This window comes from Bacteroidota bacterium, from assembly GCA_025059945.1.
Lineage (GTDB): Bacteria > Bacteroidota > Rhodothermia > JANXDC01 > JANXDC01 > JANXDC01.
In genome coordinates, this window is sequence record JANXDC010000015.1 from 47,222 (window position 1) to 60,681 (window position 13,460).

The 13,460-nt window shown below is 65.2% G+C and carries 12 protein-coding genes; 2 read left to right on the forward strand and 10 right to left on the reverse strand.

The genetic code is table 11. From position 1 onward, the window contains the following. Nucleotides 1-45 precede the first annotated feature (45 nt). A complete protein-coding gene (locus NZ993_08175) occupies nt 46-543 on the forward strand; it encodes a GAF domain-containing protein (GenBank protein ID MCS7155764.1) in 498 nt (165 codons plus the stop codon). Between the two features lie 51 nt (nt 544-594). Beyond that, entirely contained in the window at nt 595-1,482 is an 888-nt protein-coding gene (lipA, locus tag NZ993_08180) for a lipoyl synthase (GenBank protein MCS7155765.1), read from the forward strand. Here lipA and NZ993_08185 read toward each other — a convergent pair. The 10 genes from NZ993_08185 to NZ993_08230 all read right to left on the reverse strand — a co-directional run bounded on the left by NZ993_08185 (nt 1,479) and on the right by NZ993_08230 (nt 13,447). Continuing rightward, nucleotides 1,479-2,129, reverse strand: a complete 651-nt coding sequence (locus NZ993_08185) for a hypothetical protein (GenBank protein ID MCS7155766.1) — start codon at nt 2,127-2,129, stop codon at nt 1,479-1,481. The two genes, lipA and NZ993_08185, sit on opposite strands and share 4 nt — an antisense overlap. 15 nt (nt 2,130-2,144) lie before the next feature. After that, the gene (ychF, locus tag NZ993_08190) at nt 2,145-3,236 is read right to left on the reverse strand and encodes a redox-regulated ATPase YchF (protein MCS7155767.1); all 1,092 of its coding nucleotides are present in this window, start codon (nt 3,234-3,236) and stop codon (nt 2,145-2,147) included. A gap of 146 nt (nt 3,237-3,382) precedes the next feature. Beyond that, on the reverse strand, nt 3,383-5,023 hold the full coding sequence (locus tag NZ993_08195; protein MCS7155768.1) for a T9SS type A sorting domain-containing protein: 1,641 nt from the start codon (nt 5,021-5,023) through the stop codon (nt 3,383-3,385). 80 nt (nt 5,024-5,103) lie between these two features. Beyond that, nucleotides 5,104-7,851, reverse strand: a complete 2,748-nt coding sequence (locus NZ993_08200) for a TonB-dependent receptor (protein MCS7155769.1) — start codon at nt 7,849-7,851, stop codon at nt 5,104-5,106. Between the two features lie 107 nt (nt 7,852-7,958). Further along, nucleotides 7,959-10,244 carry a hypothetical protein gene (locus NZ993_08205; protein ID MCS7155770.1) on the reverse strand — a complete coding sequence of 762 codons (2,286 nt, stop codon included), beginning with the start codon at nt 10,242-10,244 and terminating at the stop codon, nt 7,959-7,961. 2 nt (nt 10,245-10,246) lie between these two features. Next, nucleotides 10,247-10,711 carry a 6,7-dimethyl-8-ribityllumazine synthase gene (gene ribE / locus NZ993_08210; GenBank protein MCS7155771.1) on the reverse strand — a complete coding sequence of 155 codons (465 nt, stop codon included), beginning with the start codon at nt 10,709-10,711 and terminating at the stop codon, nt 10,247-10,249. Next, nucleotides 10,695-11,552 (reverse strand): PHP domain-containing protein, encoded by an 858-nt coding sequence (locus tag NZ993_08215; GenBank protein ID MCS7155772.1) that lies wholly within the window; start codon nt 11,550-11,552, stop codon nt 10,695-10,697. Before NZ993_08215 ends, ribE begins: the two co-directional genes overlap by 17 nt. After that, nucleotides 11,545-12,315, reverse strand: coding sequence for an SDR family NAD(P)-dependent oxidoreductase (locus tag NZ993_08220; GenBank protein MCS7155773.1), 771 nt, complete (start codon nt 12,313-12,315; stop codon nt 11,545-11,547). The genes NZ993_08215 and NZ993_08220 overlap by 8 nt, the downstream gene beginning before the upstream one ends. Beyond that, entirely contained in the window at nt 12,312-13,052 is a 741-nt protein-coding gene (locus NZ993_08225; GenBank protein MCS7155774.1) for an HAD family hydrolase, read from the reverse strand. The genes NZ993_08220 and NZ993_08225 overlap by 4 nt, the downstream gene beginning before the upstream one ends. Next, nucleotides 13,034-13,447: a CoA-binding protein gene (locus NZ993_08230; GenBank protein ID MCS7155775.1), complete on the reverse strand. Its 414-nt coding sequence runs from the start codon at nt 13,445-13,447 to the stop codon at nt 13,034-13,036. The genes NZ993_08225 and NZ993_08230 overlap by 19 nt, the downstream gene beginning before the upstream one ends. Between the last annotated feature and the right edge of the window lie 13 nt (nt 13,448-13,460).

A 13,460-nucleotide genomic window follows, 5' to 3' on the forward strand; every position in this document is an offset into this window, starting at 1 on the left:
AGTTAGCCTATCTTTGGGGGCGCTTGCTAGCCAGGAGCCCGAATCATGTACGCGTTTTCGATCTCAGCCCCGGACAAGGCCTCTCGCTATGTGGAGCTTTACGAGGCCCTAGAGGCCCTGCTAAAGGAGGAACGGGATTGGCTGGCGAACCTGGCCAACACGGCGGCCCTGCTGTGGATGGCGCTACCGCAGATCAACTGGGTGGGCTTTTACCTGTATCGGGGCGGTGCGCTCGTACTGGGCCCGTTTCAGGGCAAGCCGGCCTGCGTGCGCATCCCGATCGGCCGCGGCGTCTGCGGGACAGCCGCTGCGAAAGGCCATACGATCCGGGTGCCCGACGTAGACGCCTTCCCCGGCCACATCGCCTGCGATAGCGCCTCGCGCTCCGAAATCGTCGTGCCCATGCGCCTGGGGTCGCGGCTGCTGGGCGTTCTGGACGTCGACGCCCCCGTGTTGGCCCGCTTCGACGAAACGGACGAGGAGGGACTAGAGCGCGTGGTCTCGATGCTGGTGCGCGCCACGGACTGGCCCGATTCCTGGTGAGGAACGACCGCGGAGGTGCGCCGTTAAGACGCTCTAGAGAGGACGGGCGGTATGGATCTGACGCTTCCTGTATTGAATCCCTCTGAGCCCCCCCGGACGCGGAGGCCGGATTGGCTACGCGTAAAGCTGCCCTACGGGGGTGCATACGCGCGCGTGCGCGAGATCATCGATCAACATCGGTTGCACACGGTCTGCGAATCGGCCCGCTGCCCGAACATCGGGGAATGCTGGGGGGCCGGCACGGCTACGTTCATGATCTTGGGCAACATCTGCACGCGCTCCTGCGGCTTTTGTGCCGTGATCACGGGCCGGCCCACGGAGCTGGACCTGGAAGAGCCCTACCGCGTGGCCGAGGCCGTGCGGCTCATGGGGCTTCGTCATGCCGTGGTGACGAGCGTCAACCGAGACGAGCTGCGCGACGGCGGCGCGGCCGTCTTCGCCATGACGATTCGCGAAATCCGCCGCCTGAACCCGAATACGACCGTCGAAGTGCTCATCCCGGACTTCAAAGGCAATTGGGAGGCGCTGCAGCTTGTGCTCGATGAGCGGCCGGACGTGCTCAACCACAACATGGAGACCATCCGACGCCTGTATCCCCAGGTGCGCCCTCAGGCCCGATACGAGCGTAGCCTTGAGCTGTTGCGTCGCGCAAAAGAGGCGGATCTGGTGACGAAAAGCGGCATCATGGTGGGACTAGGGGAGAGCTTCGAAGAGGTGCTGGCGCTCATGGACGATCTTCGGGCCGTGGGCTGCGACGTGCTCACGATCGGCCAATACTTGCAACCCACGAAGCTGCACCTGCCCGTGGTCGAGTACGTCCATCCAGAGGTTTTCGCGCGCTACCGGGAGGAGGGGCTTAAGCGCGGCTTTCGCCACGTAGAGTCCGGCCCCCTGGTGCGCTCCAGTTATCACGCGGAACGGCACGTGCCGCCCCGCTAGTCGGGCCGCAGGCGCAGTTCATCTGAGAGCGAATCCTGAGCCGGAGGAAGCCCCGAGGCGTGCTCCAGCACGATTCGGCGGCATTCCTCAAGAGCCCGCATAAGCCCGTCAACCGGCCGACCCTGACGGATCCCCTCTACTACGTCCAAGACAACCGGCTTCCAGACCTCTGTCGGGAGCTGCTCCGCTAAGGTTTTATCGGGCAGCACCTCCAGCCGACGCTCAAAGAGCGAGATAAAGATCAGCACCCCAGTGCGGTTTGGGGTGGCGAAGACCTCCTCCTCCAAAAAGGCCTGTAGGGCCCGCTGATGCACGCGGCGGTCCAGGAGCGCGCGCCCCACAAGCCACCGGCGTACCGGGGCCACATAGCGCCCCATGGCCGCCCCCAGAAGACCGGACAGCAGCGTGACCGCGATCACCTCGGTGACAGTCGGCCCCACGGCCCAGGACTGGCCCAGGCTCAGCAGGGAGGCAACGAAGAGCCCGAGCGCGGCAAACAGAGCAAAGCCCCGCCAGGGGGCCTCTGGGTAGGGATCGCTTATGCCCACCACGTAGGGCACGATTTCGCTGCCCGTTTCGCGTTCGATTTGCGCGACGCGCTCCCGGATGCGACGTTCCTCCTCGGAGCTGAATATCTTGCGCGGCATTTTTTAAGAGAGCCCTTAGCTGAAGCGGATGTGCAAGATGTCCCCGTCTTGCACCTCGTAATGCCGTCCCTCGATGCGCACCAAGCCGGCCTCGCGAAGGGCCTGTTCGGAGCCCAGGCGCTCCCAGTCCGCAAAGCGCGTCACTTCAGCCCGGATAAAGCCCTGCTCCATGTCGGAATGAATCTTTCCCGCCGCCTGGGCGGCCCGGGTGCCCTTTCGGATGGTCCAGGCCCGGACCTCTTTGGGACCGACGGTGAAAAACGTGATCAATCCTAAAAGCGCGTAAGCGGCGCACACCAATCGGTCCAGGCCCGACTGAGGTAGCCCCATGGCCTGCAGAAAAGCGGCTCGCTCCGAGGCGGGCAGCCGGGCGATCTGCGCCTCCAGTTCCGCGCACAGCACGAGGACCTCGGCGCCTTCGTCGCGCGCCATGCGGCGCACGGGCTCCACCAGAGGGCCCCCGTCGGGCAGGTCGGCTTCGGCCACGTTGGCCACGTACAGCACGGGCTTCGCCGTAAGCAGGCAAAGCGGCCTCAGCAGGGCCTGCTCTTCTTCGGTGGCGCCGAACGTGCGCGCCGGACGGGCCGCGTCGAGGTGTTCCCGCAGCCGTTCCAGGAGCGCGGCCTCAAGGCGAGCTTTTTTGTCGCCCATTCGGGCCGCTTTGCCTGCGCGCTCCAGCCGACGCAGAACGGTTTCCAGATCTTTGAGCACAAGCTCCATCTGTACGACCTGGATATCCCGCTCGGGATCAACCTCCCCCTCTACGTGGATGACGTTGGGATCCTGAAAACAACGTACGACGTGCAGAATGGCATCCACCTCCCGAATGTGGGCTAGAAACTGATTGCCAAGGCCCTCCCCCCGGGAGGCGCCGCGAACGAGCCCGGCGATGTCGACGATCTCCACGGTGGCTGGGGTGACCTTGCCGGGTCCCACCCACTGGGCTAGGCGCATCAGGCGCTCATCCGGCACGGGCACGACGCCTACGTTGGGCTCGATCGTGCAAAAAGGGTAGTTGGCCACCTCGGCCCCGGCTGCGGTCAGCGCGTTGAAAAGGGTGGATTTGCCCACGTTGGGCAGCCCCACGATGCCGCAACGTAACCCCATGGACGCTCTGCTTGCGAAAAAGATCCCGCAAAGATACGCATGATTCCACCGCGCGCAGAAAACAGGACCGGCGTGCTCGATAAATGCAAGAAAGGGCCCGACCGAGTGGCCAGGCCCTCTCTGCGCCTGGGGGGAGTGTGGGGAAACTAGCGTCCGCGCACTACGGGCCTGTGTAGCACTTGATCCCCTACGCGAAGCTGCACGTAGTAAAGGCCGGCCGGGATCTTGCCGGCACGCCAAGTCCACTCCCGATACCCAGCCGGATGCGGACCTTCAGCAAAGCGCGCTATCTCGCGGCCCAGCAAATCGTATACGGCTAGGCGCACCGAGGCCGCCTCGGGCAAGCGCAGCCGAATGCGCACGTCCTCGACAAACGGGTTCGGGTAGACGTCTAGCTCCAGGCTTGGCGCCTCGGCGGTCGCCTCTACGGACGTGCCCACGCGGCTGTAATCCGTGTTTTGCGGATCATAGTTGGCCCAAGGCAGATCCCAGCGCGTGTTGGGATCGAAAGCCCCCACGTAGGCCACCTGCTGGAAGAAAGGGTCCTGCAGCCTGGACCAGGCGAAGCTAGCGCCTGCTACGGCGGGGCTCGTAAAGCGGGGCCTGGGGTCGAAGTCGGCCGGACGGGCCGGGTAGGGATTGACCAGCCCCACGTCGGCCGTTGTGCTCAGCAGGCGGTTGTTCCAGGCTGGCGTTTGAAACCATGCCATCTGATCGAAACCAGAGGGAGCTCCGGAGACCCGCACCGGGGGCGAGGTGCGAATGCCAGCCACGATGAAGTTGCGCATCTCCAGCTCCCCGTCGCGAGCGGCCGTGGTGGTGACGGAGCCATCCAGCAGAAGCCCTTCGGGCCAGCCCATGACGATCGAGTTGTAAGCTGAAAGCAGCGAGGAGCGCCGAATATGCATGCCACGCCGGAAGTTCGGGCTGATGCTTGTCTGCGCCGTGGCCGCCGGTCCGATTAGGGTGACGTTGGAGAATACGGGGGACGTGCGCGGCGCGTTCGTGGTCCCCGTGCCGTCGTTATCGGACTCAAAGCCGTTGGAGCCGCCGATGTCGGCGATGTTGGGATCGCGAACGGCCAAGGCAAACTGCACGCGGCCCTGATAGCCGAAATCCGTATCAAAGTCGTCGTCTACGTTAGCGTAGCTGATCAGATAGCGCGCGTTGACCGTGCCGCCGAACCACTCGAAGGCGTCGTCGCCGCAGTAGCTTACCTGGACGTACTCGATGATCGTACCGCGGCCCACGCCGCCCAGGGTCAGGCCGTTGATCTCGTTGTCGGGCAAAAAGGCGATCCCCGGAAATTCGATGCGCACATAACGGAGCACGCCCGAGTTATCGTTGGGATCGGGATTGGCGCCTCCCCCGTAAACGGTACCCGTGCCGCCCTCGATCTCGGCCGTGCCGCCCGGCACATTGATGGGAGCGCGGCCGGCGATGATGATCCCCCCCCAATCTCCTGGAGCGCGCTGGCCCCGAGGCTGTTGGCTGGTGAACACGATGGGGCGCGTAGGCGTGCCCTCGGCGATAATTCGGGCCCCTCGGTTGATGATGAGCGTCCCCTTAGTGGCCTTTTCTCCGAAGATGATCGTGCCGGGCTCAATGCGCAGCGTAGCCGGGGGATCGACGTTAACGAAGCCCCGCAACAGATACCGCTTCGAAGCTCGCAGCGTGATGCTGCGCGTAATACGCCCCTCTAAGACGCTATCTACGGGCGCCAGCTGTGCCCAGGCCTCCGACAGAAAGAAGCCGATCAGGAAGCCCAGCAGTAGAAGACGTCGCATAACGGCCCTCCATTATTGGGTTGTCAAGCTAAGTTCATCACCCCACATAAAGCCGGCGTGAAGCAAGCGTTCGCATTCCATTACGGGTTCCAGCTAAGCCCTAAGGACCAGGTGGGGGCGCGGCTGTTTTCCCGGACCAGCTTTCCGCCCTGCATGAAACGCTGGGGTGGGGCCAGCAGGTCGCGCGCGCTAAGCCGCAGCGTCCAAGCGCGATGCAGCCGATACGAAAGGACGAAATCGAGCACGTCTCGAGGCTCCTCCACGATATCTTCCTCGTAGGCCGTGGCCACCTCGACAATACGGCTTCCGATGCGGTTGTATAGCAGGCTCAGGCTGGTCCGTTCGGTCTCGTAAAACAGGGCGGCGTTCAGTACGTAGGGCGACTGCCCCTGTAGAGGACGGCCTTCGCGCGCGATGGTGGTCTCGGTGCCCGGCACGAAAACGCGGGATCGGATCCAGGCGTAGTTAAACTGCGCCCGCCACGGGCGAGCCCATTCCCCCAGAAAGCGGCTTAAGGCCAAGCGCAAATCCAGCTCGAAACCGCCGTTTTCCGCTCGATCGGCGTTGGCGAAGGTGCGTTCCGAGCCCAAAGCGCTGCCCGAGACGATGACCTGCTCTATGGGATGGCGGAAGCGTTTGTAGAAGACGCCGAAGGCCAGGATCTCCCCGATGCCGGGATAGAGCTCCCATCGCAGATCCCAGTTATGCACCGAGGCCCGGTGCAGGCTCGTATCCCCCCGAATTGAGGTCTGCGTCTGAAAGTCGAAGTACGTAAAGGGGGCCAGCTCCCGAAGCTCCGGTCGGTTGACCGTTCGGCTCCAGGCCAGGCGCAGGTTCATGCGTTCTATAGGGTTGTAGGTCAGATTAAGGCCCGGCAAGAGGTCGATTTTGCGTCGCTCGACGACCAGGTCCCGCTGGTCCGAGAAATCGCGCGTGCGCAGCCAGACCCGGGCCAGCTCGCCGCGCACCCCGCCCACCAGGCGCAGCGTCTGTCCGGGTCCTATCCGGAGGGGCCAGTCCAGCATCAGGTAGCCGTTCCCCAGTTCCAGTCCGGCCCGGTACCGATTGGTGCCGTTGCGGTACTCATCCAGAGCCAGCCCATTGCGCCGGAAGTGTTCGGGCCGAAACAGGGAATCCGGCGGCAAATAGAGAAGCCGAAAGTCCGTAAATCCGTTGCCGGGCGCGTTGATTACAACGCCGATCAGGCGGGCCCAGAAGCGCCGGCTTCGATCCTCCCAGCCACCGCCCAGGCTTATGCGGGCCTCCCCAACGGGCTTGCGCAGATCCCACTCCAGCCCATAGGTGCGCTCGGACATGTCGGAGTAGAAGCGCCCGCCGTTTTTGAGGTTGGCCTGAAAGCCCAGCACGGCCGCAAAGGGGCCCTGAGAGTCCGCCGGGCGCGCATACAAGTACCGACGATAGTCCGGCTCCTCGCGCCTAGATTGGCTGTAGCGGAGGCTCCAGCGGAGCTCCGCGTTGCCCAGGAGGGAAAACGCGTGAAGCCCTTCGAGCTGGCCCGCATAGAGGCCGCGGCTGGTGAAGCGGAGCGCTGTCTGACGCTGCTCGGCTCCGGCGTCGGTGTACTGAATCCCCTCAAGCCGGATCACTTCGTCTTCGGCCGCGCGCGTGTAGAGGTTGCGCCAGCTTAGACGGTGCGCCCCTCCCAGACGGAGGTTCAAGTTGAGCAGTCCCCCCCAGAGCACCGAAAAGGCATGCCGCTGGCCCGTGTAGGCGAAGCGCGCATCGCCGGAGGCCTCGTATTCACGGCGCACCAAAGATTCGATCACGTAACCGTTTCGATAGGAGGCCGAAGCCACAAACCCAAAGGAGCGCCCGAGCAGGCGGGATCCATCGCCTATGGAGAGCCCCCAGCTCATGTTGGCCGGACTGCGGCTGACGCTGGGAGCCCAGACGGCCGAAAGCTGACGGGCGGCCTGGTGCCGCTCGGCCACGGGCAAGGCCGAGATGTCTTGCGGAAAGCCCGAGGGCAGGCGACGGCGCCCATCTTCCAAGCCCCAGAAGCGGCTTCCGGGGTACGTCCAGAAGGCCCGCCCGGTTGCGGCCGCGTTCCAGGCTCCGGATCCGCTCAGACGCACAATGAGTTGAGCGGGGAAATCGACCGTCTGCAGCCGCACCACGCCACCGGAGAAGTCCCCCGGCTGATCCGGAGTAAAGGATTTCAGAATTTGGGCGTGATCCAATAGCTCCGCGGGCACAAGATCGAAGGCGAAGCTGCGGCGATCCGGTTCTGTTCCGGCTAGCGGGGCGCCGTTGAGCAGGGCCACGGAGTAGCGCTCCGGGATCCCGCGCACATACAGATACCGGCCGCCGAGCACGGAAACGCCCGTAACACGCCGGAGCGCGTCGGCCGAGGTGGGGTCTGGCGCCCTACGGATCTGCTCGGAGGCCAGCCCGTCGCTGACCATGGGCGCGCGACGCTGCAAAGCCAGCAGGGCCGCCTCCGTATTGCGCAGCGCCTGCGCCTCTACAACCACCTCCCCAACCTCAAACGCCTCCGGTTGCAGGGCCACGGCGAGCTCCAGTACCCCGCCAGGGCGCACCTCGGCGTTTTCAGCCCGGAAGGGCCGGTAGCCGATGTAGCGGAAGAGGAGCGTGTGCCGCCCGGGAGGAAGAGAAAGGTGAAAGCGCCCTTCTACGTCCGTTGTCGTGCCCTGCGTGGTGCCCACCACCACCACGTTGACCCCGATAAGCGCTTCTCCGGTTTGCGCGTCCACCACGCGTCCTGTGACGAGCCCTCGCGACTGGGCCAGAAGGCCGCTAGCCGTGGCCACGAGCAAGACGGCCGCAAGCCACAGAGTCCCCTTCATGATCCTCGAACTCCCCCTTTTATTCAGGCGCCGACAAGCTCGCTCGGCGATGTTAGGGGAGTATGACGGGCGCGTTAAGGAATCGTAAGAGAAGGGTTAACATAAAGTTATCGGATCACGACCACCTTGCCCACGGCGGAACGGCGCGTGGCCAGGTCGACGGCCGTCACCACATACAGGCCAGAGGGCACAAGCCGGCCTTCGGCATCGCAGCCGTCCCAGATCGCCTGCCCGCCGCGGGCGCGCAGCTCCCGCACCAAGCCACCGTCTACAGAGAGGATTTTCAGCAGGGTTTCCTCCGCAAGCCCTCGGATGTAGATAGGCCGGGGAGCCTCCAGGCGAACGGGATTCGGAAAGATGCGCAGCTCCCGCAACTCCGGCTCCGGGCCCAAGACATCCGTCATGAGGCTCACTAGACCAGCGGAAGTAGCCACAAACAACTCGCCAGTATCGGCTCGATAGGCGAGTCCGAGCACGTTGTTCGAGAGCAGGGGGCTGTTTTCCGTGGTGTAATGCGCCAGCACCCGGGAGACGGACTCATCCGTCACCCAAAGCCCATCTGGAGAACCGATCCACTTTCGGTTGGCCCCGTCTACGAGCAGGGCGTTTACGGTGAGCTCGCGCAGCAGGTAACTTCGGCGCCCGCCGGTTGTGTCGGCGGATATGGGCCACTGGGCCTCCCGCTCGGCCGTTCCGCCCCGCATGAGCAAACCCGGAAAGGGCCAATAGGCCAGCCCCCGCTGGGTGCCCACCCAGACGACGCCCCGACGATCCTGCACGACCGCGTTCACCTTGCGATCGGGCAGGTTGCCCAGGCCGCGCTCGGCCCGCAGGTAAACGGCCTGGTCGTCGCCCGGAAGACGCGGACTACCCCGCGGATCTAACACCAGCAGGCCCATGCCAACGTTTTTGTCATCGGAGGCGCGAAGGCCTATCCAAAGCAGCCCGGAGGAGTCGGCGTATACGAGAAAGTACGTGGCGTTGCTCGGAATCGCCGGATGCGGAGGCAGGCCGGTCCAGGAGCCGTTTTCGTAAACAAAAAGCGGCGTGCTGGCCAGGAAACTCGTCGCCCAGATCCGTCCGTTGGGGTCGCGCGTCAGGGCCGGGACGACGACGTAATCCTCCGCTCCGGGGATGCCGAGCAATCCGGATCGGCGGTCGAAACGGCGTATTGCGCCATCAGATTCTACGCGCACCACCCCGCGCCCCCAGGTGCCCGCCCAGACCCCGCCGTCGGGGTCGGCCAAAATGGCCGGCACATCGAAGACGCCCTCCAGCTCAGGCAGGACGTCGGGATGAAAACTGCGCCATCGAACCCCATCGAATCGATAGAAGCCGCTTCCCGGGCGGTCCAGCTGGCTGGAGGCGGCCCACAGAAGGCCGCGGGGGCCCATGGAGAGCTGGCTGACCAGGTTGCTATACGGGCCCTCGGGCACGAGGATCAGGCCAAGGCGTCCGTTTTCGTAACGGCAAAGACCGCGTCGGAAGTCCCCCACCCACCAGCTCGTGGCGGACTGCGCCCAGAGCGCGCGCGGATCGCCGGCCTCCACGGGAAAGCGCACAACCGCGCCCGCGGGGTCAAGCCGCACCACGGCCGAGGGAGTGAGCGCAAAAAGATACTCCCCCCAAGCGGAGAGCGCGCGCACGGGCTCACGAACCGCTTCAAGGGCGCGCCAGCAGGAGGGGCCCTCGTATCGGGCTAGCCCCCCAGAGGTGGCCGCGTACACGGCACCTCGGTGGGCGATCAGGGCCCATGTGCGCCCATCGGGCAGGCCGCAGCGCGCATCATGCAGCTCCCATAGTTCGGGAACCTTGAGGTTGGGGGCGGAAAGCGGAGCGGAGACGACCCCGAAGTCCGTAGCGGCCCACAGACGGCCAGCCCCCAGGGCCACGGATCGCACCGGGGTGGCCGCGGGCAGAGGGCCCAGGCGGGTGTAGGAGTCCCGCACCTGCCGCCGAATCGGATCCAGGAGTACGATCCCGAAATCCGTGGCCACGTACACCGTATCCCCCCCTAGGGTGAAAGCGCGCACCCCGCGTTGCGTAAACTGCGCGCTGCGTGCGATATCGAAAACCGCCCGCCAGCGCCCTTGGGCCTCGCTCCAAAAGTCGATTATCCCGTTGTCGTAGCCCACCCATAGCCCGCCGCGGCGTCCGTCCCAGGCGACCGCCGAGACGTCTATCCCGCTCATGCCCTCGACGCTCGTCCAACGGCGTAGCTGTCCGGTTGCGGGCGCATAGGCGAAAAGCCCCCCCGTGGTGCCGGCCCAGACGACCTCATCCGAGCCGGCCAGGGCGCGCACCTGTCGCATGGCCGTGTAGGCCTGCCATCGGCCCACTTGGGCCCACAGAGGAGAGCAGCAAAGCAGAACAAGCAGGCAAGGGGCGCGCATGCTTAGAGCCGACGCAATAGGTGCGCCATCTCCACGGCGGCCAGGGCGGCTTCGGCGCCTTTGTTGCCGGCCTTGCCCCCGGCGCGCTCGAGGGCTTGCTCCAGGGTATCGGTCGTGAGCACGCCAAAGGCCACGGGAATGTTCGTCTCTAGCATGACGCGGCTTAGCCCCTGGGCGGCAGCCGAGGCGACGTACTCAAAATGCGGGGTCTCGCCCCGGATCACGGCCCCCAGGGCGATGATGGCCTCAAAACGCCCTGTATCCGCCATGCGGCGCGCAAGCAAGGGCAGCTCGAAGGCCCCTGGACACCAGGCCACTTCCACCTGCGCCGGATCCGCCCCGTGCTGGCGCAAGGCCTCCAGGGCGCCCTCCAGCAGCCGATGCGTGATGAGCGCATTCCAACGGCTGACCGCGATACCCAGCCGCAGACCCTGGGCAGATAGCGTTCCCTCATGAACAACGGACATACGTTGCACCTCCTTTGTAGGCGGCTCGATGGCGCAGCTGCTCTGCGATCGCACACGAAACCACCACGGAACCGAAGTACGCCTCTTCTTCCGGTCCTCCGTGGTAATCCGAGCCTCCGGTCGCGATAAGCCCGGCCTCGCGGGCCAGTTCCCCGTAGTAACGGGCCCACCGCCAGGAATGGCGAGGGTGCACGACTTCAATCCCGTCTAAGCCCGCGCGAATGAGCGCAGCAAGGGGCGCTCCGGCTAGCCTCGGGCCGGGATGCGCGATGACGGCCACCCCGCCGGCCCGATGGATAAGGCGCAAGGCTTCCTCTAGCGGCACGCCCACCCGAGGCGCGGCAACAGGTCCCTCGGAGCCCAGATAACGGGCGAAGGCCTCAGCCGGGGTGCGGGCCCAGCCGGCCTCCACGAGCACCTGGGCCAGGTGCGGACGCCCCACGACGCCGGATCCGGCCACCTCCAGCACCCGATCCAGCGAAATCCGGATGCCGATCTCCCCTAAGTTGCGCACCATCTGCCGAAGGCGCTCCAGACGCGCCTCCCGCAAGGCCTCTAGGGCTTTCCTCAGATCCCCGTGATCGGGATCGATCCCGTAGGCGAGCAGGTGCAAGTCCCGATCGACCCAGCGCACGCTGAGCTCTAGGCCCGGGATCAGCTCAAGCCCCCGGCTGCGAGATTCCGCATAGGCCTCCTCTAATCCCGCCACGGTGTCATGGTCCGTTATGGCGACAGCTCCAAGCCCCACCTGAGCAGCCCGCCGCACGAGCTCCCGGGGGGTGAGCCTGCCGTCGGAGCACGTGGTGTGCGTATGCAGATCGGCGCGTTCCCGACTACGCACGACGGTGGACCTTGAACATGGAGGCCTGGTCACGGGGTTTGAGGATGATGGTATCGATGTTGACGTGTTCGGGCTGCTCGACGGCCCATAGGATGCAGCGGGCCACATCTTCTCCGGTTAGGGGGGTGAGCCCCTCGTAGACCTTTCGGGCCCTCTCCCGATCGCCGCGAAAGCGCACCAGGCTGAACTCGGTCTCCACCATGCCGGGGTCGATGCTGGTAAGCCGAATCGGCGTGCCCAGCAGCTCCTGGCGCAAACTCTGCGTAAGGGCCCGCAGGGCGAACTTGGTGGCGCAGTAGATGCTCCCCCCTTCGTAGGCCTCCCATCCCGCAATAGAGCCGAGCATGACGATGTGGCCGCGGCCTTGGCGCAGCATGTGCGGCAGCACGGCCTGGGTGAGCCGGATCACGCCGGCCACGTTCGTCTGCCACATGGTCTCGTAGTCTTCTTCGGGGGTCTCCCACAGCGGTCGCAACCCCAGAGCCAAGCCGGCGTTGTTGACCAACACCGTAGGGACGCCTTGAGCGGCAATGGCCCCCTCCAGGAAGGCCTGCACGGAATCGGTTCGCCGCACATCCAGGGGAGCGACGTATACGGAGGCCCCGTGTGCGCGCTGCAGCTTCTCGGCTAGCGCCTGCAGCCGCTCCAGACGACGAGCCCCCAGGGAAAGCCGCCATCCCCGCCCGGCGGCTAGGCGCGCTGTGGCCTCTCCAATCCCGGAAGAGGCGCCGCTGATCAGCATGTGCGGCTCGGGCGTGTTCATGAGTCGACCTGCTCCAGTTGTGCGACCAAACGAGGTACTTCGCGCCAGTCCTCGGCTACGGCGTCGGCGGTGTGGCCCTCCTGATCGCGGCGGTTAAGGCCCACGTACAGGATGGCGCGCATCCCCACGGCCTGCGCCCCTGCGACGTCTGTGCGCTGCAGATCGCCTATGTGCACCGCCTCAGAAGGCTCAACACCAAAGGCCGATAAGGCGTGCAGGAAGGCTCGGGGGTCGGGTTTGGCGTAGCCGGTTTCGTCGGAAAACACGAAATGGCGGAAAAACCGATGCAAGTCGGCCTCCTCCAAAAGCCGCCGTATCACGCGGCCAGGCGAAAACATGGTGTCCGAGACGATGCAGAGCCCGTAGCATTCCGCCAGAGCCTGCAGCCCCTCCCGAAGCCCGGGAGCAAAAGCCGGGGGCGCCTGCAGCAGCCCCTCTTCAAAAACGCGCACCGTCTCCTGATGCGCCGCCTCTGGAACCGTGAGGCCCAGTTCCTGCCAAATCCGGCGCACGAGCAGCTCCACCGGAGGGGTGTAGCGGGCCTCTTGCCAGGCTCCCTCGAACCAACGACGGGCCTGCTGGTAGACGGCCTCCAGCGCCTCGGGATCAGACTCCCGTCCCAGGTTTTGCAAGACCTGTTGCAGCTGCTCTATACGCTGTTGCTTGCGGGCGAGTCCCCCCACGTGGGGGTCGACCATCGTGTTCCAAAAATCGATCGTCACCAACCGGATCGCCATTGCCGCCACTGTCGATGTACGACCATGATGCAAACCTCGGGAATGTAACGGAGGCGGGCCCGCTCGGCTTTGCGTTGGGCCGCCTCCGAATGCGCCCCCAGCTGAGTCCAAATCACCGGACGTTGTCCGGAGGCCAGCACGTCATCGACGACCGCCTCCACGTACGGCGCCCGCCGAAATACGTTCACGATGTCGACCGATTGGGGAAGACTCTGCACAGAGGGGTAACAAGGTTGGCCGAGCACCTCCGCATAGTGGGGGTTAACCGGGATCACCTCGTAGCCCTGGCTCATGAGGTAGTGCATGATCTGATGGCTGGGCCGGTGCGGGTGCGCGGAAGCGCCCACAACGGCGATACGTCGGGCTTGGCTGAGAATTTTAAACAAATCCATCATACCAAAGGCGCCC

What these genes read in the sequence shown, in the direction of transcription:
- NZ993_08175 (MCS7155764.1), top strand. Translation starts at nt 46, where the DNA reads ATGTACGCGTTTTCGATCTCAGCCCCGGACAAGGCCTCTCGCTATGTG.
- lipA (MCS7155765.1), top strand. Translation starts at nt 595, where the DNA reads ATGGATCTGACGCTTCCTGTATTGAATCCCTCTGAGCCCCCCCGGACG.
- NZ993_08185 (MCS7155766.1), bottom strand. Translation starts at nt 2,129, where the DNA reads ATGCCGCGCAAGATATTCAGCTCCGAGGAGGAACGTCGCATCCGGGAG.
- ychF (MCS7155767.1), bottom strand. Translation starts at nt 3,236, where the DNA reads ATGGGGTTACGTTGCGGCATCGTGGGGCTGCCCAACGTGGGCAAATCC.
- NZ993_08195 (MCS7155768.1), bottom strand. Translation starts at nt 5,023, where the DNA reads ATGCGACGTCTTCTACTGCTGGGCTTCCTGATCGGCTTCTTTCTGTCG.
- NZ993_08200 (MCS7155769.1), bottom strand. Translation starts at nt 7,851, where the DNA reads ATGAAGGGGACTCTGTGGCTTGCGGCCGTCTTGCTCGTGGCCACGGCT.
- NZ993_08205 (MCS7155770.1), bottom strand. Translation starts at nt 10,244, where the DNA reads ATGCGCGCCCCTTGCCTGCTTGTTCTGCTTTGCTGCTCTCCTCTGTGG.
- ribE (MCS7155771.1), bottom strand. Translation starts at nt 10,711, where the DNA reads ATGTCCGTTGTTCATGAGGGAACGCTATCTGCCCAGGGTCTGCGGCTG.
- NZ993_08220 (MCS7155773.1), bottom strand. Translation starts at nt 12,315, where the DNA reads ATGAACACGCCCGAGCCGCACATGCTGATCAGCGGCGCCTCTTCCGGG.
- NZ993_08225 (MCS7155774.1), bottom strand. Translation starts at nt 13,052, where the DNA reads ATGGCGATCCGGTTGGTGACGATCGATTTTTGGAACACGATGGTCGAC.
- NZ993_08230 (MCS7155775.1), bottom strand. Translation starts at nt 13,447, where the DNA reads ATGATGGATTTGTTTAAAATTCTCAGCCAAGCCCGACGTATCGCCGTT.